This window comes from Shewanella baltica, from assembly GCF_900456975.1.
Taxonomy (GTDB): domain Bacteria; phylum Pseudomonadota; class Gammaproteobacteria; order Enterobacterales; family Shewanellaceae; genus Shewanella; species Shewanella baltica.
This window is the reverse complement of record NZ_UGYM01000002.1, coordinates 643,745-667,272: the sequence shown is the minus strand read 5'-3', so window position 1 is coordinate 667,272 and position 23,528 is coordinate 643,745. Positions and strand designations below refer to the sequence as shown.

Genomic DNA, 23,528 nt, shown 5'->3' with positions numbered 1-23,528 from the left:
GCGATAATCTGCACCTTACTTTATTGGCGCAGTGTGGCACATGACAACACAATTTTCAGTAGCGGGTGTTGAACTCGAACTTTTACGGTATCCAGCTCAGCAGGAATCTAATCTTCAAGCTTGGGATGCCGCCGATGAACACTTACTCAAAAGCCTTATTGAGTCAGAGCAAGCCGCCGTGCCAACCGCCATTATCAACGACAGTTTCGGCGCCTTAAGCTGTGGTGTATCAAAACTGAATCCAAGTTGGCCACTGTGTGTTGAAACCGATGCCAGAACCAGCTTTTTAGGCACAGAGCAAAACCATGGCCGCAATCAGTTGCCGCTGGGTAACCTGCAATGGTTTACCAGTCGCGATACCTTGCCAGAAAACTTAGCCTTAGTATTGATGAAGTTGCCTAAAAACTTAAGCTACTTTGCCCACCAGCTAACACGCTTATCGCAAGTGTTACCTGCTGGCACTCGCATATTAGTGGCAGCCAAAGCCAAATCGATTAATGGCGCCTTGCTCGATGTCTTTGCTAAGCATTTAGGCCCAGCAAGCGCTAGTTTAGCGTGGAAAAACACCCGAGTAATTACCTGTGTCAGTGATGGCAAACCAAGACCATTAGCGAAAGAAGTGACTTGGGCCGTACCTGAATATCAACTTGAGATCAGCAACTTAAGTAATGTGTTCGCCGCCAACAAGCTCGATATTGGCGCACGCATCATGCTCGAAAATCTGCCGAAAGGGGATTTCAAGTCGATTGTCGATCTCGGCTGTGGCAATGGCGTGCTGGGACTGCGAACCGCACAGTTATTCCCTGAAGCTGATATCCACTTTATCGACGATTCCGAAATGGCGGTCGCATCAGCCAAGGCAAACTGGGCTCGTAATCAATTACCGACAGATAAAGGCCACTTCTATTGGGACGACTGCATGACGCATCTGCCAGAAGAAGTGCAACCGGATCTGGTACTGTGTAACCCGCCCTTCCATCAAGGTGAAGCCATTACCGATCATATCGCGTGGCAGATGTTTTTAGACGCTCGCCGCCGCTTAAAAGACGGGGGGATTTTACATATCGTCGGCAACCGCCATCTGGCTTACCATGTGAAATTGCAGCGCTTATTTAAAAACTGCACCACAGTCGCCTCCAACGGTAAATTTGTGATCCTGCAGGCGCAAAAGAAATAACCCTGCCACTATTTAGTACTTTAATCAGAGCCAGCAATGTCTGGCTCTTTGTTGAACTAAACCCGCTAAAATATTGTTCTACACCACTATCAGCATTTTTCCACATTCGCTATGGCTAGCCGAAATCCCCTGTCGCAAGTACAATCCAATTGCAAAGGTGCTTAAGTCCTTAAATTCTTAAGCGCTGAATGTTTTTAAGCTATTAGGCACTTAACTAGGATTGAGATATGCCGTTAAAGGATGACGTCGCCCAACTAAAAGCTGAGCTGGCACAATTACAGTCGCTGCATTTATCGCAGCAATCTTCGCTCAGCCGTCAATTGGCAGAATTTTCAACTAAGCTCGATACCTTAAGTCAGCAAATTGCGACGGAAGACGCCGCTGATACCACTGTCAGTATGACAGCGGGTGCTGCATCGATTGCGGCAGTGGTTCCCGCCACCGATAACGCGCCCACATTAACCTATGCGATACACACACCAATCCTTGAGTCCACTCCCGTAGCGCCAGTTCCTGTAGAACCCAACCCATGGCAGCAAAACGCTGTGCAAGGAGACCCTTGGCAAAGAAACACCAAAAATACCTCCGCAGAACAAGTCGCTAAAACCGAATACCAGGCGCAGGGCCAACAACTGAGTGATGAAGTCAAATTACAGGCAAGCGTGCAAGTGGCGAGTCAATTTGATGATCTGTTATCCCAAGTATTAGCGGCCATCATGGCGCCCTTTGGCGCAATTACCGAACAAATCAAATCTTTCTACCATCATTATCAAGCCAAGGAATTAGGCCCGGTCTTTTTGATGACAGTCGCGGGGATCATCACCCTGACCTTAGGCTTTGGTTACTTACTGCAATATTCCATCAACCATTGGTTTTCAGAACTGGGCAAAGCCCTACTCGGGTTTGCCAGCGCGAACGCTATCATAGCCGGCGGGATTTTTATTCGCCAAAAACGCACGGGCATGGCGGACTTTGGTTCTGGGATAGTCGGATTAGGCCTTATCCTAAACTTTCTCTGCGCTTACTTTATTGGGCCGTATTTTGAAATCATCCCCAATAGCGCGAGTTTTATCTTACTGTTATTGATCACTCTGGCAGGTTATGGTCTGTCGATGCGCTTAGATGCCAAAGTCATTGCCGTCATCGCCTTAGTCGGCGGCTCGACCGCGCCTATGATGCTGTTATCCCAAAGCTATGCGCCGTTGCTGTATCTGCCTTATTTACTGCTTATTGGAATTGGCGCCCTTGCCCAAAGTTATAAGCTTAAGTGGCCGTTATTACTGGAAATCACCGCGCTGCTGCACATTGGCTGCATCGAAGCCTTTAGCTATTTTGTGCCACTGCCACTCACCGACTTTGGCGGTGGCAGTCTGCTGGCGCTTTTCAGTATTAATGCGACCTTTTATCTCTACGGCATCACCGGCATACTATTTACCCAGCAGTTTGCCCATCAAGATAAACAACCAAGCAACACCCTAAGCCATCGCATGCTCGCTTTGCCAATAGCATTGCTCGCCTTTGTGCTATTCGAATTAACGCAATTTACTGAGTTTGCAGGGGAAATCTTTGCGGTCAACGCGCTGATTTGTGCTGCCCTCTATTGGCAGCTAAAAAGCCGCTTAGAAAAAGCCCGCAGCGGCTTATTGTTAGTCTTTGCAGGAAGTTTTGCCGGATTTGCAGCGCTGTATTTACTCAGCCATGATTTCCTCGGCTTAGTCTTACTGCTCGAAGCCTTATTACTGTTATGGATTGGCACCAAAGAAGAACTGATTTCAGTGCGCGCCGAAGCCTATGTATTACTGCTAATGGGATTAGGGTTAAATGCGTTTAGTGTGCTTGATAGCATGGCACTGTTAGAATCCAGCATATTAGATGCCTTGGCAATTTCAGCTTTGTCGGCCTTTGGCGTTTCGCTGATCGCACTGGCCTTAAGTTGCGCCGCCTTAGTCTTTGCCATTCGCCTATTAACATTCACCCATGCGCCGCTTTCTGCGTTAGAACATCAGCTTTGCAGAATATTAAAAGAACTATTAAGTGGTTTTTATGTGGCGACAATTATCCTCGCGGCTTACCTTTTGAGCAGCGATTACTATCTCGCTATCTTGCCGCTAGTCAGCCTATTACTACTGTACTTAAGCGCAAAGGACAAACTCGTTGTCAGCGAATTTGCCGCTTGGCTCTTGCTATTACCGCTGCTCTTTAAGGTTGTTGAAGGCATAACGCTCGCGGACAGTTTTAGCTTTAGCGCCCAGCCGCTCATGGCCAAACTGGCACGAATTGAGTTATTTACCGCCTTACTCTTGGCCCATTATTGGTATCGCCGCCACTATAAAGATGCCCTATTTGCCAAAGCCGCTTATAGCATGCAAATCTTCTGCTATTTGCTGCTGCCGCTTATTCTGCTGCCTAAAGTTATCCGCAACTATTGGGAATATACCGCTATTGCCCTCTGGCTGAGCACCTTTATGAGCCTAGGTTTAGCCTACTTTGTTAAACATAAGAGTTTGAACATAGAAGCCAAAATCCTCACTTGGCTAGCGGTTCTGATGACCGCCTCGCTATGTCTTATTCACGTTTGGCAAGGACTCGCGGCGCTGGTTATTGGTGCCCTCTTTATGGGCTTCACCCTGCTTCGTTATCGCCAATTACCCGAGACATGGCGCCCCTTACTGCAACTTCAATGGCAACTAAGCCCTTATTACTTTGCACTGGTATTAGCCGTGATCGTTTATGGCTTTAATCATTCAGAGCTCGTCGGAATAGCCATGACAGCATTGGCCTTAAGTGGTTATTTTGCCTTGCTTATCCAAAAAGGTTTAAGCAAAAGTGCTGAAGGCCAAGACTCGCGTAGCATGAAATTAAACCTAGTAACCGAAATTCAAGCCGCAATAAAGGAAAGCTATCATCTCGCCTACGGCCTAACGTTAGGCTTAGCCCTGTTGCCCATCATGCTGCATTTTGAAATCACACTCGGGCTCAATCGTGATAATGCCTCGTTTGTGTTAATCGAGTTTTTATCACTGGCACTCCTAGCAAGGCTTATCTTGCAGCACGGCGTAGCAATACGCTTGCATAGACGTATCTTACCGTTACAAGGACTTAAGTGGGGCTGGCATCTACTGCTCACCTTGAGTTACTTCATGTGGAGTTATAGTTTCGATAACATGATTGCCGCCCCACTCAGCGCGATTTTATTAGTTATCCATGGCAGTGTGTTGATGTTTATCAGCTTAAAACCACAAAATGCCGATATGATCCGCCTCGCCGCAGGGCTATTTATCCTATCGACGCTCAAGGTGCTATTACTGGATATGGCGTCCTTCGAGCTAGTGCAAAAGGTCATTGCCTTTATGCTGATCGGGGTTATTTTACTTACCGTTTCTTACTTCTACCAGAAGGCGAGAAATCGATTGCAGCAAGATTAACATCGTTTTAAAAGCACTAAAAAAGCCGCCATCGAATTGAATCGATGGCGGCTTTTTACTGTTAACGATTTAATAAATCGATGGGGTATCAGCTATTCGACATGGGCTATTCGATAAGAACTACTTGCTCACCAGTGCCTTATCTAGCGCCTGCGCCACATCGTTAATGATGTCGTCAATATGCTCAATCCCAACCGAGATACGGATAAGATCTTCTGACACGCCCGCCCGTGCCAGTTCATCGGCATCGAGCTGTCTGTGCGTGGTACTCGCAGGGTGACAGGCCAAAGATTTCGCATCGCCGATGTTCACTAAACGCAGGATCATCTGCAGCGCATCGATAAAACGTCCGCCGGCAATTTTACCCTCTTCAGGCGTGGCCGCTTTAATCCCAAAGCTGATGATCCCAGAAGCTTTTCCGCCAGTGATCTTGTGGCAATTATCCTGATAAGGGCTGCTCGGCAAGGCGCCGTAATTCACCCAACTCACCGCCGGATGCAACACCAAATATTCGGCTAATGCTAGCGCGTTCGAGCAATGGCGCTCCATTCTAAGGCTTAAGGTTTCAAGGCCTTGCAACAGTAAGAATGCGCTGTGCGGTGACAGTGCGGCGCCGGTATTACGCAGCGGTACCACACGGCAGCGACCAATAAATGCTGCGGGGCCAAAGGCTTCTGTATAAACCACGCCATGATAAGAAGGATCGGCTTGGTTGAGTAAGGCAAATCTTTCCTTATTGGCGACCCAATCAAACTTGCCAGAATCGAAAATCACCCCGCCAATGGTCGTGCCATGGCCACCAATATATTTGGTTAAAGAATGAATAACGATATCGGCGCCATGCTCAAACGGGCGACATAACACTGGGGTTGCGACCGTATTATCGACAATTAAAGGTACGCCATGCTTATGGGCAATCTCGACTAAACGTTGTAAATCAACAATATTCCCCGCGGGATTACCAATTGATTCGCAGAACAAGGCCTTAGTTTTGTCGTCGATCAGCTCATCGAGGCCTTCAAAATCATCGAAGGCCGCCATACGCACTTCTACGCCTTGGCGCGGCAGCGTATGGGCAAACAAATTGTAAGTGCCGCCATAGAGCTGACTGGTGCTGACAATATTATCGCCAACTTGAGTCAGGGCTTGAATCGCATAGGTAATCGCCGCCATACCCGATGCCACGGCCAGCGCACCTATGCCGCCTTCAATGGCTGCCAGACGTTGCTCTAGCACGCTAGTAGTAGGATTCATGATCCGCGTATAAATGTTACCTGCGACTTTCAAGTCAAATAAATCAGCACCATGCTGGGTATCATCGAAGGTATAAGAGGTGGTTTGATAGATAGGTACCGCGGCCGCTTTCGTGGTCGCTTCTGACTCATAACCGTAGTGTAATGCCAGTGATTCAAGCTTCATTTTGCCTTCCTTCAACAGAGTGCTGTCCTTGATCCAACCAAGAGGATTGCACAAGATTTGTGCATGTTCAACAAGCTAACAGATAGACATCTGGAAGTCTAAAACTTTTTTAACCTCAGCATTTAACTTCTGACCGAAAACCCTAAACAACAAAGCGAGCTAACATAACAGGCTCATATAAAAAGCTAACCTAACGAGCTAATATCACGAACTAGCGCGAATAGTTGCGGATAAGTTCGGCCAGCACCACGACAGCAGAGACGATCTCTGGCGAGCACTCGTATGAGGCATTCAAGCGCATAAAATGGCGGAACTCGACCTGATTACTAAAGAGATTTCCGGGAGCAATACTGATCCCGCGCTCAATCGCCTCAGAATAAATTTGTGTGGCATCCATGTGTGCAGGCAGCGCTAACCAGAGAAAATAGCCGCCCTGTGCAAAGTTAACTCCCACAGACTCGGGCAGATGCGCGCGCAATAACTGATACATGGCCAATTTGCGATCGGCTAACTTTTTACGTAACTGCTTCAAATGGCGCTCATATTGTGCCGACTGAATAAAATCGGCGATGGCAAGCTGCATGGGCGCGCTGGTCGATAGCGTCGACATAACTTGCAAGCGTTGTAACTGCGGCGCATGCAGTCCCGCCGCCACCCAGCCGACACGATAGCCTGCAATCAAAGACTTAGAAAATGAGCCACAGTGCAACACCCGTCCTTCGGTATCGAAGGCTTTTACAGGCCTTGGCGCACTGGAGTCGACATAGAGTTCTTGATAAACATCATCCTCAATCAAACTGACCTTATGCTCATTTAGTAACTGATAAAGTGCCTGTTTTTTAGTATCCGACAAGCTACAGCCAAGGGGATTTTGATGTTGACTCATCAACCAGCAGGCTTTCACTGGGTAGGTTTTTAACACTTCCGCTAGCGCCTCAAGATCAATGCCCTGTTGTGGATCCGTCGCGACCGCAATGGCCTTAAGCTTAAGCCGCTCAATCGCCTGCATCGCGCCATAAAAGGTCGGGGATTCAATGACTACCCAATCCCCCGCTTGAGTTAGGGTCGCTAAACTCAAGTTCAGCGCCTCCATGGCGCCCGAGGTAATGATGATTTCATCGGGTGAAATGCTCATACCCAATTTGGCATAACGTTGGGAAATCGCCTTACGCAGCCCCGCATTCCCCGGCGGTAAATTATCGGCGGCAAAAGACGGTGACATGTGCCGAGTGACCTTAACTAACGAGCGCGCCAACGCTTGCTGCGGGAATAAACTGGGATCGGGAAAACCTGAGCCAAAGGGCACTATGCCCGCCTGTTTTGACGCCTGCAAAACAGAGAAGACGAACTCGTTAATATCTACTTTATCAGAGAGATAAATCTGCCGCTGACGGTCGGGATAGCGAAAGGTTTCTGGCTGCGGCGCCACTAAGTAGCCCGATTTTGCCTGCGCCGTAATCACGCCTTGGCTTTCCAATAGCTGATAGGCATTAAGCACTGTCATCAAACTCAAACCCGAATCGGCCACAGTTTGGCGCAGCGACGGCAACTTGTCCCCCGCCTGCCAGACGCCTTGGGCTATTCGTGTCTTTAATTCCTGCGCTAACTGTTCGTATTTCGCCATCTGTTATAGCCAAATCAACATATTCTGTGTCTGTTATAGCTAGCTTATCCCATGCTCTAATGGCACACAAGCTTTCACCGCTGGGCCAATATTAGGCTCAGTGGACACTGCATTAATGAATGCCTTTGTAACGAGACTCTTATCTCTCGAGGAAATTATGTTTGATTTTGATGCCACTGTACTTGCTAGGATCCAATTCGCTTTTACTATCTCTTTTCACATTATTTTCCCCGCCATCACTATCGGCCTCGCCACTTATTTAGCGGTATTAGAAGGCTTATGGTTGAAAACTGCGAATCAGGTGTACCAACAACTCTATCAATTTTGGTCGAAGATTTTTGCTATTAACTTCGGCATGGGCGTGGTCTCTGGCATTGTTATGGCCTACCAATTTGGTACCCATTGGAGCGCGTTTTCCGCCTTCGCGGGCAGCGTGACTGGGCCGCTACTGACCTATGAAGTGCTTACCGCCTTCTTCCTCGAAGCGGGGTTTCTGGGGGTCATGCTATTTGGTCAGCAGAAGGTCGGCAAAAACCTGCATTTCTTCGCCACTTGCATGGTCGCCACGGGTACGATTATCTCGACCTTCTGGATCTTAGCTTCAAACAGCTGGATGCAGACGCCCCAAGGTTTTGAAATTGTGAACAATCGCGTTATTCCTGTGGATTGGTTTCAGATAGTGTTTAACCCTTCATTTCCCTATCGTTTAGCCCATATGACAGTGGCGGCCTTTATTTCGTCGGCTTTCTTTGTGGGCGCATCGGCGGCTTGGCATTTACTCAAAGGTAACGATACACCCGCGATCCGCAAGATGTTGTCTATGGCGATGTGGATGGCGTTAATCGTCGCGCCATTACAGGCTGTGATTGGTGATTTTCATGGTTTAAATACCCTTGAATATCAACCTGTAAAAGTAGCGGCGATGGAAGGCCATTGGCGTAATGAGGGCGATAAACCCACACCGCTGATCTTGTTTGCCATTCCTGACATGGACGCAGAGAAAAACCACTTCAGCCTCGAAATCCCAGGGCTGGCGAGCCTGATTTTAAAGCACGATTTAAACAAACAAGTGCCAGCCTTGACTGAGTATCCCGCCGAGGACAGACCCAATGTGTTGTTAGTGTTTTGGAGTTTTAGAGTCATGGTCGGCTTAGGCCTATTGATGATTTTTGCCGGACTGTGGAGCGCTTATCTCAGACGCAAAGACAAACTCTACAGCAATAAACACTTTCTGCGTTTTGTCTTGCTGCTCGGCCCCGCAGGACTGCTCGCGACACTAGCGGGCTGGTTTACGACCGAACTTGGCCGCCAACCTTGGGTGATCCAAGGATTGATGCGCACTCAGGATGCCGTATCTTCCCACAGCGTTACCCACCTGAGTATAAGCCTAGGGATTTTCATCGTCAGTTACTGCGGCATCTTCGGCGTGGGTTATAGCTATATGATGCGACTCATCCGCAAAGGGCCAGATATCGCGACAACAAGCCATTAATTTTAAAGTAAATAAATCTAGTTTTACTTATTCAATCTTAAACATATTTAAGGGCTCACCATGGAATTCGATTTACCCTTGATTTGGTTCGGGATCATCATTTTTGCCACCTTAATGTATATCGTGATGGATGGCTTTGATCTCGGCATAGGCATACTGTTTCCCTTTATTCACAACGAGGACGACAGGGACATTATGGTTAATACCGTCGCCCCCGTTTGGGATGGTAACGAAACCTGGTTAGTGCTCGGCGGCGCCAGCCTGCTCGGTGCCTTTCCCCTCGCCTATGCCATAGTGCTCGAAGCGCTGACTATACCGCTGCTCATCATGCTGCTGGCACTGATTTTTCGTGGAGTGGCATTTGAGTTTAGATTTAAGTCAGGCGCAGAAGCTAAACCCTTTTGGGATAAAGCGTTTATGTTCGGATCTATCACGGCCACGTTTTCACAGGGCGTAGTGCTGGGGGCGTTTATCTCGGGCATTTCGGTCAGCGAGCAGCAATTTAGCGGAGGTAGTTTCGATTGGTTAACGCCCTTCTCACTCTTCTGTGGATTTGGCCTTATGCTGGCCTATGCTTTGCTCGGCGCGACTTGGCTGGTGAAAAAATGCCAAGGCGAGCTTAAGACAATCATGCAACAACTCGGCAGAGCACTGACCTTATGCCTGCTCATGACCATTGGCTTAGTCAGTTTATGGACGCCTTTTGTGCAGCCCAATATTGCCCTGCGCTGGTTTAGTTTGCCGAATTTATTCTATTTCGCCCCAGTGCCAATACTGGTATTAGCCTGTGGCTGGGCCTTGATGAAATCCTTGCGCCGCAATGATAACTATCAGCCATTTCTGCTCACCTTATGCCTAGTTTTTTTAGGTTTTAGTGGACTAGGGATCAGTATCTGGCCGCACATTATTCCCCCCAACATCAGTCTTTGGCAGGCGGCAGCGCCCGATAGCAGCTTAAGCTTTATGCTCGTCGGCGCGCTGATGATCATCCCACTGATTTTGGTTTACACCTTTTGGAGCTACTACGTATTCCGCGGCAAAGTGACTAAAGATGCAGGCTATCACTAGCGATTGCTCAGGTAAGACATTGCCCAAAATGCTGCCGAAGCGACTCGGCCTAGGCAGCGGACTCTATTTAAACGGCGAGTTCACTTTAGACAGTGAATTCCATTAAGGCTTCAATTCAGACACTGGTTCAATTCAGACACTGGTTGAATTGAGACACTGACTAACACCTTGGAGATAAACATGACGACCCCAACTAAATCCCTCACCTATCGACTTGGCTGGTTAGTGCTCATTTGGTGTACAAGCGTCAGCTGCCTGTTCCTCGTCTCCATGTGCATTAAAATACTGTTGAAAGGCGCGGGATTAACCACCTAAGTGGATACTCAGTACTTTACAATTTTAAACGCGCATATTAAGGCTTAATTCAGTTAGCTTGCATAGCATAGCGTTAATATATACTTAAGCATCACAATCACCGAGCTAAGGTATTATTCGAGCGTACATTGTGAGTGAGTGTATTATTTGAGTCAGCTATTTAAGTGGATTAGTGTGCTATTTACTTAATGCGTATTTTAACGCTAAGCTACAGTGCTCGATTTATTTTACGCGTGCTAGGATTAAATTGACTAAGGTTAGCGTTAACATCAACAAAGTTAATTTAGTGTTAAATCCGGATTTTACTGTTGATAAGTATATTCAGTAATATAAGCTTGGCCAGGCTTGCATTATTTTTTCACTTGACCTATGGTATCAACCAAGCAAACATGGTTTATTTAGTTAACACTTTAAGCTTAAGTTATTCGCCATATTGAACTATTAAAAAAGCAATCCATCACACACACTTTTTGACTGGAGATGTAAAACTATGTTTATCACTGCATTTTCATCACTATCTTCCCATGTATTAGCTAGCACTCTTAGCTCAACGTGCTGTTTGGCTAAATCATTCCGCTTCTCTCTCAAATTCCCAGTCTAAGCCGAGCGTCACTCGCGCTCGGCAGAACTTTAATACTCTGGTTAAATAAGCACTGAATACAGTTATTCCTCTTTTAAAATTCTTTGCTTGTACTTTTACTTGGTTATTTCAGAGGCGGAAATGGCATATTCATTTTTTAGCGGTCTATTTCAGAATTTTATTCTAAAAACCGAAACCTATTATTTACAGAACAGTTTTAATGCCTCACTGCGCCCAACCGCTTTGGCTGGGGTGATTAGCAAGCTTGAGCAACTCAAGCATGATACGGCGAGTGATAAAGTGACTGTAGGGCGGGAGATCCGCTTAGTTAATCTGCAGGATCAGCAAGAGTATCAAATTGAACTCGTGTATCCACCAAAGCACAAACCCTGTGCAGGACGCTTCTCTGTTATATCCGATTTAGGCGTCAGCTTACTTGGGCGGTCAAAGGGCGAACTGGCTGAAGTGAGTATTTTAGGCAAGCCGGTGCTATTTATGATTAAAGATGTCAGCCTAGCGAAAAAACCTAAAAAAGCTAAGTAGCCAGCTGATTCAAGTAGCGTTATCTTTAATGGCCATTTAGCAGCTTATGCCCGAATTCAACTCCGAAGTTCGTTCAAGTGTTAAGCCATTTTTAGATGACGTATTTTAAAGATAAAGTGTGTTCAACTCCGTGACAACATGCTTCAACTCGCTATTAGCGGCGGCTTCTAGCGGTATTTTCAACAGAATACAATAAGAAGGAATGTTATTTTGAAGTCATTAACTGGCCGCGTTATTTATTAAAGACAGCTATTAAATGAATTTGACACCGTAATTAACGCCTTTTGCCACTATTTACACTAAGTCATGGCAGCGCTTTAAGGTAAAACAGCAAAAGGGTTAAGAGGTTTAGGTTCGGCGCCTCAATCGTTAAATTCATTTTTATGTGTCCTTTATAAATAAACCGACTCAATTTAAGCCTGAAATAAAAATTGAGCCCAACTATCGAAACCGAATTGCGGCGCGGATTCGGATAGTGACCTTCACTTTGGAGTCTATATCTATGAGTAAAGAAAAAAACAAAAAACCGCCAATGAAAACCTTAAAAGAGAAGCGTCAGGATAAACTGAACCGCCAAAAAGCATCCGACTAATTTATCCAACAATGTAAAAATCCCTTAAATCCTCTCTTTAAATAGGCCGAAAATAGGGTGCTAAATGCTTTGGCACCCTATTTTATTTCTCGGTTTTATCAGCTTATCGCTTCACAACACCGACTAGCGTTCGACTTAACACACTGTCATTTTTCAACACACTAAGCTTATATGCCATCACGCTAAACTTATGCGCCATCACAATCGACGGCGATACTGCTCTGGCGAGCACTGGGCATACTTTTTAAACATCACGATATAAGGTGAGGTTTGGTTGTAGCCGAGCGTTAATGCCACCTCTTTTATAGCCAGTCCCTGACGCAGCAATTGTAATGAATAGATAAACTTATGCCTTTGCCTTAACTCGGTAAAACTCATCCCCAGCGCTTCTTGGCAACGACGGGCTAAGGTACGCTCTGTGGTATGTAATTCACTTGCCCAAGATTTAAAGGTCTTAGGACTTGCGGGATCGGCTTCGAGTGCCAGCAACAGTGGCTGTAACAGTTTATCTGAAACGGTGGGCAAAAATTGCGGCAGGGCTTGGCCGATAGTGAGCTGATCGAGCAAAACCTCAACGAGGCGCTTATCCGCCGCCGAATTTGCCACTCGGACTTGCCGCTCCCGCAGATCGTTCACGATCGATTGGGCAATAGGAGTCACAGCTAACAAACAGGTCTCTAGGGGAAACGCCGCAGCCCGCTCGACAACTATGTTCATCGAACAATAATGGATACTGCGCCGAGTGTAACTTTCATGCTCTATCCCCGCAGGAACCCAAATCGCATATTGCGACGGCGATAAAAACCGTTGCCCAGCGGCATGTAATTCCATGATGCCACCGCTGATTAACTGCAATTGTCCCCATGTGTGTTGATGCTTGGGCGTCACCGTATTAGGCAGGAAAGCTTCATAGTTAAAAAAGATATCCGCAAATGGCTCTTGCTCTGCCGTGAGGGGATGGTAAACCGTACGCATTTTGTCTGTCCTCAAAGCCTTCTAGCTCAATACATTCTCTCGTTTAATAGTGCTCAAGTGGTTTAATCGCACTGAAGCAATCCTGATTTAATAGCACTGGTTTAATCGCGCTCAAGCGATTTTGCTATCCCATAGCACTCTGTCCGCCGGGGAACTGACCTTGTCTGATAAGCGATATCTATATCATAACCGACCATGGATAATTGCCAGCAATTATTATCTGGATGCATAAGTGCTAGGTCATAAGCAGAGTCTCTCATTCTCAGTCACTAATTCTCAGTCACTCATGCTCAGTCATTTAGAGTTAGCCATGTAGACTCAGTCGCTTATGTTCAGTCATTCATGCCCAGCCACGTAAGCCAGTATCGAAAGGCAAGATCATGTTGTATTTGTTCCCCCTGTTGGCCGTATTAATTTGGGCAGGTAACTCGATAGTTAACAAGCTCTCATTTGGGATTATCGATCCTGAAGCCATAGCGTTTTATCGTTGGTTTTTCGCTATGTTGCTGTTAACGCCCTTTGTCGCGGGTCGTGTGTGGCAAAAGCGCCAAGTGATACTGCCGCTGTTACCTAAGTTCGCGACTTTGGCCATGCTAGGTATGGTGCTCAACCAGAGTCTGGCTTATTTTGCGGCGGCCACCACCACGGCGACAAATATGGCATTGATCACCTCACTCGTGCCCATGATCAGCCTGTTTTTAGCCGTGCCCTTACTCAAACAGAAGCTGTCGCCATTAGCCTTTGGTGGCACGCTGATCTCCCTCGTTGGCTTAATTTTTATGCTGAGTCACGGCGATATGATGAATCTTGCCATCGGCGTCACCCAAGGTGATTTGCTGCTGCTGATCAGCGCCTTTGTATATGCACTCTATGGCGTATTACTGAAACGCTGGCAATTACCACTGCCCACTTGGGAATCGGTTTATATTCAAGGACTCATAGCTGTATTTATGCTGACTCCGCTGCTGTTCAGTAGCCCGAGTATGGCGATCAGCACGCAATCGGCACCACTGATACTGTATGCGGCAGTTGCGGCCTCGCTGCTCGCGCCATGGGCTTGGATCAATGGCATCAGCAAACTCGGTGCCGATCGCACCAGCGTGTTCTTTAATTTAATGCCGATTATTGCGGCGATATTGGCGGCCATTATCCTAGATGAAACCTTGGCCATTTATCATTACATTGGCGGCTCTATGGTCATCATGGGCGTCATGCTAGTGCAGATAAAGCCTAAGCCTAAAGCCATACCCACCTTAGCTTGCCCCGAATAACATAAGCTAAAATATCAATGCCCTGGCTGCACAGTCGGGGCTATTCACCTTCGTTCAATGGACACAAAACTTCTCACCGAATCCCATCGCAATTTACTGCATGTAAAAGCAATTTCATAAATAACGGCTAAGCTATTTATTAAGTTATTAATGGAGATGTTCCTATGTTTAACAGTATTCGCGTTAAGTTTTCGCTGATGTTTGCCATTATGGCGACAGCGCTCATTGTTATGGCCGTCACAGACGCCATGCAAAGCCGTGCGACGGTAAAACAGATGCAAGAATTCAGTCAGTTATTTAATCCTGCGATTTCGGCAATTCTCAATGCAGACCGCGATCTTTACCAAGCACAGCTCAGTGAAGAAGTGTTATTAAGGGAAGAATTATCAGCCGAGAATCGCAAGAGTGAGATTGATAACTGGCAAGAAAACGTCGACCAAGCCCGTGACCGAATGGGCGAGTTTAAAAAAATCCTTAAAGACCACCTGCTCGTACTGCAATCCACCAATGGCTTTGAAGCGCAATTTTCCCTTTGGTATCAAGCCTCATCTGAAGTCATTAACGCAGTCAAAAGTAACGACTTTGCGCGGGCGAAACAGCTCCACGAGACCAAATCCAAGCAAGAATTTAAGGCCTTAAGAAGCATCTACAATGCGGCGGGGGAAGCGGCCGATAACCGCGTAAAAGAGCTAGACTTACAAGCAACTGAACAGGCAACCACCCAAACCCAAATATCCCTCACCATAGCCAGCTTAGTGGCCATAGTCGCCCTGTTGATTGCCTACTTTGGCCCTAAAATCATCGTAAACGCGATTAAAGATATCACCAGCAGGATCAATGACATTGTTGATGGTGACGGTAACTTAACTCAGCGGATCCCCATCAAACGTCAGGATGAAATCGGTGAGCTTGCCCATGCCTTTAACTTATTTGTAGAACAATTGCAGCAGATGGTTATCTCGATTATTGGTCAAACCAAGGATGTAAGCCACACCGTTGAAAGCCTTGCGACTAAGTCCACCACCACAATCAACATCAGCCATGAACAAGAGCAGTTTGTGGATACCATAGTCACAGCAGTCAATGAAATGAGTGCGGCCGTAAGAGAAGTCGCCAGCAACGCCCTGCACACGGCGACCGAAATCACTAAGGTGAACGACCAGACGGTTGAAGGTAAAAATATCCTCGCCCAGTCCGTTAATCATATTCAGCAACTGTCTGAATCGGTTAAGAATGCCGTGACTGTTATTGAAAAACTCTCAGTCAATTCAGCCAATATTGCCTCAGTGCTCGATGTGATCCGCTCTATTGCTGAGCAAACTAACCTGCTCGCCCTTAACGCGGCCATTGAAGCGGCGCGCGCTGGCGAGCAAGGCCGCGGCTTTGCCGTAGTCGCCGACGAAGTGCGTACACTGGCGAGTCGCACCGAAACCTCGACCCAAGATATTCAGCGTATGATTGAAGAGTTACAACGCGGCGTAAATGATGCAGTTAAAAGCATTGAATCGGGAGCCAGCCTGACCACATCAACCGTCACCCTCGCCAGCCAAACCCAAGATGCATTGGATGAAATCCTAAACTCCACCTCTAAGGTCAGCGAGATGTCCACTCAAACGGCAACGGCGACCGAAGAACAGACCCATGTAACCGAAGAAATTAACCGTAACTTGACTGAATTATCCGATAAAACAAGATACTGCAACTTAGTCATTCAAGAGACCCAACAAATCGTCGTCAACACTAAGGCTATTTGCAGTAACCTACAAAAAGAAGTGGCGCGATTTAAAGTCGCCTAAGCTGACAGATTGCTAACGATACATAGTTAGCAACAAGCGGTTAGTGACAAGCGGTTAATGACAAGCCGCTAGCAACAAACAGCTAAAACGAAAAGAGTGCCCAATAAAGGCACTCTTTTTAATAGAAATAATTTAATAGGAATCATGCGAAATAAAGCCTGAAAATAACACAAGCGCCACTGCCGTATGCATCTTACGAATAACGGTAAGGATACTAACCCCATAACGGTACGATGCTAGGCCCATAACGAGACCAAGCCCAAGTGATATAGCTTCACCCAGTAAAAACGCGAATAACGGTACGAACCTTTAATACTAACTTACGGTAACTATTGAATTTCTAATTCACGAACCTGCAAAAAAACAACCAAAAGATACATCAATCAAAACTGACTAATCGACCACCTAAGTGGGCAATTTTGTCAGCGGCGGAGTCAGAGCTTAGGTAACCCGCAACCTTAGTCAACGCATCCGCGCGCCAAGCAAAGGGTGCACTCACACTGACAATACGCTCACTTTCAGTATCGACATTTACATCAGTAACATTGCCCGTGGGCAGTAATAACGCAGGATAATCATGGCTTAAGGTTTGTGACACCCGCGAACTTGCCAGCGCCATATTGCTCACGCAGATCTTTTGGCTCAATCCCAATGGGCCACGGCAGAGCACATTTAAAGAGGCACTGCCAAAGACTTTTAAATCGCCACCGGCATTGACCCAGCCACCGCAGACGCCCGCACGGCGCAGCTCACTCACCGCCATATCGACCGCATAACCTTTGGCTATGCCATCTAAGGTCAAAATGAGTGGCCTAGCTAATCTCACTTGATTATCTTTTATTTCAATATCTTGCCACTCGCCTTGCAATAGTAAAGGCATACCAAGATAGGCAGGCAAAGCGCCGCGGGACATCATTTCCCCGCCGACGGTACAATTGAACAAGTTGTTGCTCGCCTTGCCTAGCCACTTAGCTAACTTGAGCACTCGTAAACTGTCTTGGCTTACACGAATCCATGTCCCCGGCTGGCGATTAAGCTGATTTAACTCACTGTCTTGCTGATGAAAACTCAGTAACCGACCAATATGCGTCACACGCGAAAAAGCCGCGCTTATAGCAGTTTCCAAGGCTTTATCTTTAAGTTGTGCCTCACCGCCTTGATGTGGCAGTGACTCGGCAGCGATTTCCACCAGCGTCCCGAGTAATGGCTTAGCGCGACGTATCATGATAATACCTACTGTGGTAGTAAGATCTGAGGGATCAGCAATAAACGCTTCATCCAGTTAAATTTAAACAAAGCACTAAGAGGAATTAACATAATTTGTGCGGATTCTAGTAAAGTCTCTACTTCAATACAAATTGTTATCATTATTTTTTATGGGGATTTTAGATGGTTAACACCGTTTTACATTTAAAAACAATAGATTGCTTATTAAGGCTTTGTTAAAGTTATTTGACGTGCCATTGCTATGGCAACGCTGTACAAGCGAACTCAGTCAATACGTCCTCAAATGAGCCCTATTGATTAATGCCACTCATCATTTACGTTATTTATGCTGGCTTACCCATCAACAACTCAAGCTAAATGGGGCGATAAATAGCCAGCTTATCCCATCACCCCGGGCCACAGCTTAAATTTTACGCTATTCTATTCAGTTGCAATACACTCTAAATCAGATAAAAACCCGCTAACTTAACCTGAATGCAAACTGATAACACATTGATTATAAATTAAAATGTAGACTGAGCCTCATCTTATACAACCTATTAATAACCTAGCGATCACAACGGAAGTAAAAACATCTAGACGTCTAAATTGACAGGTTAGCAGGGATCAAATATGCTTTGCCTCAAGTTGCTAAGATACGATGCCGAAGCGACACTAAATTTAAGCGAGTTTGACTGCTTAGGATCCAGCGGAAAGAACTCTAAGCGAAAGAGAGATAACATTTGAGCAATCCAACACCAGCAACACAGCACAGCCCGGCATCTTTCATTGCCCTGTTGCCATTATTTGTTTTCCTTGGTCTTTTCATTGGCGCGGGTGTGTATTTCCAAAGCCAAGGTGTCGACTTCGCCTTCTATCAATTACCAAGCGTTATTGCCATTTTACCCGCGATTATTCTGGCGTTGATTTTATCAAAGCAGAAATTGAATCAATCGATTGATACCTTCATTGGCGGTATTGGCCACAGCAACATTATTGCGATGTGTTTGATTTATCTATTAGCAGGCGCCTTTGCGGCGGTCGCTAAAGCCACTGGCGGTGTCGATGCCACCGTTGCTTTGGGTTTATCACTGATCCCATCAAACTTGTTGTTACCCGGTTTCTTCGTGATTGCGGCCTTTATCGCAACAGCCATGGGGACATCAATGGGCACCATAGCTGCTGTCGCACCCATCGCCCTCGGCGTGGCCGACCAAGCGCAAATCGACTACGCCCTGATGGCAGGTGCGGTCATGTCTGGCGCCCTATTCGGTGACAACTTATCGATTATTTCAGATACCACGATTGCAGCCACCCGTACTCAAGGCTGTGATATGAAAGATAAATTCCGTGAAAACCTGATTTTCGCTATCCCAGCATCACTGCTTACCTTGTTAGCCTTTGTATTTGCAGGCCAAGGCCAGGCGGAATTAGCGACGCAGAACATAGATCTCATTAAGGTCATTCCTTATCTGACCATTTTGATCTTAGCTGTAGCGGGTCTGAACGTATTTGTGGTCTTAACCTTAGGTATCTTATTAGCAGGCGCTACGGGTCTGTATACTATGGATTACGGCGTGATCCAATTTGGTAAAGATATTTATGCTGGCTTTAGCAATATGCAGGAGATTTTCATTCTGTCTATGCTGGTCGGTGGTTTAGCGGCACTTATGCAGCAACAAGGTGGTCTTGCCTTTGTTAGCAAACAGATTGAAAAGCTGATCACGCGTTTTTCAAAGGCACAAGGTGAAGCCTCATGCCGCGCCGCAGAACTGGGTATGGCTGGCATAGTCGCAGTGACTAACACTTGTGTGGCCAACAACACGGTTTCTATCGTTGTGACCGGTGATATTGCAAAAGACTTAGCCGAGAAACATGGCGTGAGCCCAAAACGTGCCGCCAGCGTCCTCGATATTTTCGCCTGTATTATCCAAGGTTTGATCCCGTATGGCGCACAAGCCCTACTGATCGCCTCGACCTTTAGCATCACCCCATTGGCTGCGGTATCACACGCTTGGTACTGTATGATTTTAGCCGTAGTGGCCGTTGCGATTGTGATTTTCCGTAAACGTCATTAATAAGTCGCACTGTATTTATCGCGTGTTAAACAGCAGGTTGAAATAGCTAATTAAGATGCTGATAAGTACAATTGAAGGAGCCGAATTCGGCTCCTTTTTTTATGTTTAAATTCATCAACCTTGGATTGATATGCGCCTCGCAAAATACCTCGCCCAGTGTGGCATAGGCTCACGCCGTGAAGCCTGCCGTTTGATTGAGGCCGGGCGCATCACACTCAATGGCCATATCGCCCGCCACACAGATCCCATCCGTTTGGACGAATCATTAAACTGCCTCGACAGTATTGAGCTTGATGGCGCACCCATCACAAAAACCGAAACACTCGCCTACTGGATATTGAACAAAGCCGTAGGTACAGATTGCCGTCTACTTGAGCAGGATGAAACGAGTCTCATACGCCTACTTCCCAAAGCGCCAAGACTCTATCCCGTCGGCAGACTCGATAAAGATTCCCGCGGCCTACTGCTATTAACTAATGATGGCGAGCTAACTCATAAACTCATGCACCCCAGTTTTGCCCACAGCAAAACCTACCATGTGCGCCTCGATAGGCCATTCACTGATGAGTTTGTTGAACAAATGGCCAGTGGAGTACGTTATAAAGACCTACAAACCCTGCCATGCCAAGTCCGCCGTCTCAGTTCGGACAGCTTTGAAATCGTGCTGACTCAGGGACTAAATCGACAAATTCGGCGCATGTCCAGCGCCTTAGGCTATAAGGTAATTGACTTACAGCGCGTCGCATTAATGACATTAACGCTAGAATCCTTAGCCGAAGGAGCGATGCGGCCACTCACCCCACAGGAAGTTGCAGTGCTTAAAGCCACAGTCACAATTTAATGGCAGACAAATCGCGAATGCCCTCAAGCAGCTAGCCTCAATTTGAGACAAATGCCCGCGCGAACAATATTTTCCAATGAACGCCTCTGAAGCTAGAAACGCCCGAGTCATCTCAGGCGTTTTTGATGGAACGAAGATAGCCTTTCAAGCTGATAACCTTGAGCTACTTTTTATCCGAACGAAGCACTAACTCCACTCTGCGATTCAATTTTTGTCCGGCGTCATTAGTGTTGCTGGCCACTGGGCTGTACTCCCCGTTACCGTGGGCGGTTAATTGGGCCGACGGAATTTGAAACCCGTCACTCAACTGCTTAATCACAGCTGCGGCGCGCCGCTCCGACAGGCTTTGATTGTAACTCCGCTCGCCCTTGTCATCGGTATGTCCGACCACATAGAAACTCAGTGCCGGATGCTGCTTAAGATAGCTTGCGAGTACGTCGAGTACAGGTTTGGACTCAGGCAACATACGCTCACTGTCATAATCAAACAGCAATCCCTCCAACGTCGCCTTGCCAGTTTGGCTAATCGCATCAGTCAAGGCATCGAGATTAATCGCCACACGATCATCCTTCAGAGTAGAAAGCTCCATTACCCTAAGCGTAGTATCGGCAGGTGTGCCATCGAAATATCCTTGGGAATAGATATCGAAGTAAACATCGCCCTTTGCGTGACTAAGCTTAAACAGCTGATACTCCTGCCATTCGTCCTCTTTATCGTCCTTGATTAATTTGATGGCATTAATCAGGCTATCATCGTCGCCGCAAGCCGTGCCTTTGCAATGGAATACCCGCTCTGCTGCCAGCTTTTGTGCTGCGGCGGCATAATTGCTGTTGATTTCAAACAGGGAATAGCTTTCAGGCATGCGGTAGATTATCTGGGTGAGTTTGGCATCCAGCGACTTGGTCTGGTAGTCAGCTCCGGCAATGCCCACAATCACAGGCACCTGCGTAAAATTGGTTTGCTTATAGTGAGCAATGTAACTGCCAGGCATACGCCCCAGCAAAGGGTGATCTGCTGAGTCTTTGGCATCGTCACTGCCCATATCTTTAATCTCAACCTCATTTTGCGCCTGTTGCAAAAAGCTGCTACTTGCCTTAATAAGGTCTAGCGGCTCAGGAATAGCCTCAAGGGTATCGACCTGCAAATAGGTGTACCGGCCCTCACGGTTGACGGCATAGATACTGCTGTAAACATCACCGCCAGCGCCTTTCATTTTTGCCGCCACGTAAGCACTGTGATAGTCGGCATTCACTTCTCTAAGCGGCTTTAGTTGTCTTTGCATAGCTTGCCCGTCGCCGCAGGATGCTGCCGTGCAATTAAATAACACTTCGGCATTAAGCTTTTTCAGCTGAGCCAAATAATTATTGATAACATGCTCAGGACTATAACTCTCGGGAAGCTCAACGCTTTGTCGGGTCAACCGCCCAGACACTGGCAACGCGGTGAATTTGTCACCATTCACTGCGGTGATGAGCTCAAAGGGCGTAAAGTGGATACGCTTTTCTTCAGGAGATTTGGAGTCAGAGAAGGGAGTAAACAGCGATTCAGCATTCACCGCAAAAGTGGCGATACCGCAGGTCGCGGTCAAAAATACAGCACTCAATAACGTCTTATGTCCCATAAAAATCCTTTTCTGTGGGGAATCTAGCTTTCGCGAACCAACTAGGGTCTGTTGATCTTTCGAGAGTGATTTTTAGACAGCATGGCAAGACGTTATAATTTGCTTCGCCAAAAGTAACCATAACCTCAAGCCATGCCAAGACTTATGCTAACCGATGCACGCTGGGAAAAGCTATTTCATTTAATGAAAAGCACAGGCCGTGTTTATGACAAACCTGAACATAGACAAACATTCGAAGGTATTCTTTACCGGCTTAGAACAGGTATCCCTTGGCGAGATTTACCTAAAGAGTTCGGTCATTGGAGCACGGTCTTTAGACGGTTTCATTTATGGTCTAAGAAAGGCGTTCTAGCACATTTATTCAAGGCCTTAGCCAACCTTGCTGATATAGAATGGGTCTTTATTGATGGCTCGATAGTGCGGGCTCACCAGCACAGTGCAGGTGCAGCGACGCTAAATAATGAGAGTATTGGTAAAAGTCGAGGCGGTAATTCAACCAAAATTCACTTAGCCGTCGACAGCGGAGGATTACCGATTTATTTCGAATTATCAGAAGGCCAAAAACACGATATTACACACGCCCCCAGCTTAATTGAACACCTGAAGCAGGTTGATACCGTCATTGCAGATAAAGGTTATGACAGCGATGCATTTCGTGAACTTATCGCAAATAAAGGCGGGAAATCTGTTATTCCAAGGCGCCGCTATAAGAATACACCTCAAGAAAGAGTCGATTGGTGCTTATATCGGTATCGACATTTAGTGGAGAATGCTTTTGGAAGAATTAAACATTATCGAGCAATATCAACAAGGTATGACAAGCTAGCAAGAAATTACGCCAGTATGGTGTCACTGGCGTTTATGTTAATGTGGCTGCCGATGTATTGCTGAACACCATTTGTACAGCAAAGATCAACAGACCCTAGATAGATAAAGAAATAGTGATGGGATAATACGATAAAAATTTTTACCTAGGTATTAAACGGCATAAAAGTAATACTTTTTATTGAAAAGGAAATACAGAAAATACACCGAAGAAATAAAGAGAGAAATATAAAGCCCCCCATCTTTCAATAGCACACAGAAGTGGAGATGCCGCGATCATACGAATATGAAAGAGCAGCTCTGCCGCTAACGGTCACAGTTGCAACAATGCCAATCCTCACTAACCCTATCGCTGCTCGTTCAGCTAAAAAGCTATTGCCCCAAAGCTTGCCACGGTTCGAAGGTCAGCTCTTTGCTGTCTGATAATTTGAGATACATAAAGTAATGGGCACCCAAAAGTAAGACCTGACCATGAGGGATTACAAAAATCATTGCACTGAATCAGACTTGTCTAGTCTGGTTCACGCGTGAACGCGATCATTTTTCATGAGCGTCGGGCTAACCAATTTTTGCTCCAAAATCACTTAAGACAAATGTTCTGCGGCATTCTGCATAGCTAGGCTAATGCTATATCTAGAAACCACTTTAATCACACCTGAACTTAGATTTAATCTTCCAGC

16 protein-coding genes are annotated in these 23,528 nt (G+C 46.5%); 11 read left to right on the top strand and 5 right to left on the bottom strand.

Annotated elements, in window-relative coordinates; all coding sequences use genetic code 11:
* Nucleotides 1-40: 40 nt before the first annotated feature.
* Both DYH48_RS02910 and DYH48_RS02905 read left to right on the top strand, forming a co-directional pair.
* Complete coding sequence (locus DYH48_RS02910; protein WP_115334006.1) at nucleotides 41-1,177, top strand: methyltransferase; 1,137 nt, start codon at nucleotides 41-43, stop codon at nucleotides 1,175-1,177.
* Nucleotides 1,178-1,404: 227 nt separating this feature from the next.
* Nucleotides 1,405-4,602 carry a DUF2339 domain-containing protein gene (locus DYH48_RS02905; protein WP_115334005.1) on the top strand — a complete coding sequence of 1,066 codons (3,198 nt, stop codon included), beginning with the start codon at nucleotides 1,405-1,407 and terminating at the stop codon, nucleotides 4,600-4,602.
* Nucleotides 4,603-4,722: 120 nt separating this feature from the next.
* On the opposite strand, the gene DYH48_RS02900 is transcribed toward DYH48_RS02905, so the two are convergent.
* Together DYH48_RS02900 and DYH48_RS02895 are read right to left on the bottom strand one after the other, a co-directional pair.
* Nucleotides 4,723-6,021, bottom strand: a complete 1,299-nt coding sequence (locus DYH48_RS02900) for an O-acetylhomoserine aminocarboxypropyltransferase/cysteine synthase family protein (protein WP_115334004.1) — start codon at nucleotides 6,019-6,021, stop codon at nucleotides 4,723-4,725.
* Between the two features lie 211 nt (nucleotides 6,022-6,232).
* A complete protein-coding gene (locus DYH48_RS02895; RefSeq protein WP_115334003.1) occupies nucleotides 6,233-7,645 on the bottom strand; it encodes an aminotransferase-like domain-containing protein in 1,413 nt (470 codons plus the stop codon).
* A gap of 157 nt (nucleotides 7,646-7,802) precedes the next feature.
* On the opposite strand from DYH48_RS02895, the gene DYH48_RS02890 reads away from it, so the two are divergent.
* From DYH48_RS02890 to DYH48_RS02875, 4 genes are all read left to right on the top strand, one after another.
* Nucleotides 7,803-9,137 (top strand): cytochrome ubiquinol oxidase subunit I, encoded by a 1,335-nt coding sequence (locus DYH48_RS02890; protein WP_107948863.1) that lies wholly within the window; start codon nucleotides 7,803-7,805, stop codon nucleotides 9,135-9,137.
* Nucleotides 9,138-9,197: 60 nt separating this feature from the next.
* The gene (cydB, locus tag DYH48_RS02885) at nucleotides 9,198-10,205 is read left to right on the top strand and encodes a cytochrome d ubiquinol oxidase subunit II (protein WP_107948865.1); all 1,008 of its coding nucleotides are present in this window, start codon (nucleotides 9,198-9,200) and stop codon (nucleotides 10,203-10,205) included.
* Nucleotides 10,206-10,385: 180 nt separating this feature from the next.
* Nucleotides 10,386-10,520, top strand: coding sequence for a DUF2474 domain-containing protein (locus DYH48_RS02880; protein ID WP_014620618.1), 135 nt, complete (start codon nucleotides 10,386-10,388; stop codon nucleotides 10,518-10,520).
* A 721-nt stretch (nucleotides 10,521-11,241) separates the two neighbouring features.
* Nucleotides 11,242-11,643 (top strand): GreA/GreB family elongation factor, encoded by a 402-nt coding sequence (locus DYH48_RS02875; RefSeq protein ID WP_115334002.1) that lies wholly within the window; start codon nucleotides 11,242-11,244, stop codon nucleotides 11,641-11,643.
* A gap of 790 nt (nucleotides 11,644-12,433) precedes the next feature.
* On the opposite strand, the gene DYH48_RS02870 is transcribed toward DYH48_RS02875, so the two are convergent.
* Nucleotides 12,434-13,210: an AraC family transcriptional regulator gene (locus DYH48_RS02870; protein WP_115334001.1), complete on the bottom strand. Its 777-nt coding sequence runs from the start codon at nucleotides 13,208-13,210 to the stop codon at nucleotides 12,434-12,436.
* A 380-nt stretch (nucleotides 13,211-13,590) separates the two neighbouring features.
* Between DYH48_RS02870 and DYH48_RS02865 the strand changes: the two genes are divergently transcribed.
* Together DYH48_RS02865 and DYH48_RS02860 are read left to right on the top strand one after the other, a co-directional pair.
* The gene (locus tag DYH48_RS02865; RefSeq protein WP_115334000.1) at nucleotides 13,591-14,481 is read left to right on the top strand and encodes a DMT family transporter; all 891 of its coding nucleotides are present in this window, start codon (nucleotides 13,591-13,593) and stop codon (nucleotides 14,479-14,481) included.
* Between the two features lie 164 nt (nucleotides 14,482-14,645).
* Entirely contained in the window at nucleotides 14,646-16,277 is a 1,632-nt protein-coding gene (locus tag DYH48_RS02860) for a methyl-accepting chemotaxis protein (protein WP_006080439.1), read from the top strand.
* Nucleotides 16,278-16,656: 379 nt separating this feature from the next.
* Here DYH48_RS02860 and DYH48_RS02855 read toward each other — a convergent pair whose 3' ends face one another.
* A complete protein-coding gene (locus DYH48_RS02855) occupies nucleotides 16,657-17,502 on the bottom strand; it encodes an FAD:protein FMN transferase (RefSeq protein ID WP_115333999.1) in 846 nt (281 codons plus the stop codon).
* A 724-nt stretch (nucleotides 17,503-18,226) separates the two neighbouring features.
* Between DYH48_RS02855 and DYH48_RS02850 the strand changes: the two genes are divergently transcribed.
* Nucleotides 18,227-19,561 carry a Na+/H+ antiporter NhaC family protein gene (locus DYH48_RS02850; protein ID WP_115333998.1) on the top strand — a complete coding sequence of 445 codons (1,335 nt, stop codon included), beginning with the start codon at nucleotides 18,227-18,229 and terminating at the stop codon, nucleotides 19,559-19,561.
* Between the two features lie 130 nt (nucleotides 19,562-19,691).
* Nucleotides 19,692-20,402 carry a 23S rRNA pseudouridine(2604) synthase RluF gene (locus DYH48_RS02845; protein ID WP_115333997.1) on the top strand — a complete coding sequence of 237 codons (711 nt, stop codon included), beginning with the start codon at nucleotides 19,692-19,694 and terminating at the stop codon, nucleotides 20,400-20,402.
* Between the two features lie 163 nt (nucleotides 20,403-20,565).
* Here DYH48_RS02845 and DYH48_RS02840 read toward each other — a convergent pair whose 3' ends face one another.
* Nucleotides 20,566-22,023, bottom strand: a complete 1,458-nt coding sequence (locus DYH48_RS02840; RefSeq protein WP_115333996.1) for an OmpA family protein — start codon at nucleotides 22,021-22,023, stop codon at nucleotides 20,566-20,568.
* Nucleotides 22,024-22,155: 132 nt separating this feature from the next.
* Here DYH48_RS02840 and DYH48_RS02835 point away from each other — a divergent pair, with 132 nt between their 5' ends.
* Nucleotides 22,156-22,914: an IS5-like element ISSod6 family transposase gene (locus DYH48_RS02835; RefSeq protein ID WP_087486575.1), complete on the top strand. Its 759-nt coding sequence runs from the start codon at nucleotides 22,156-22,158 to the stop codon at nucleotides 22,912-22,914.
* The last annotated feature ends 614 nt before the right edge of the window (nucleotides 22,915-23,528 follow it).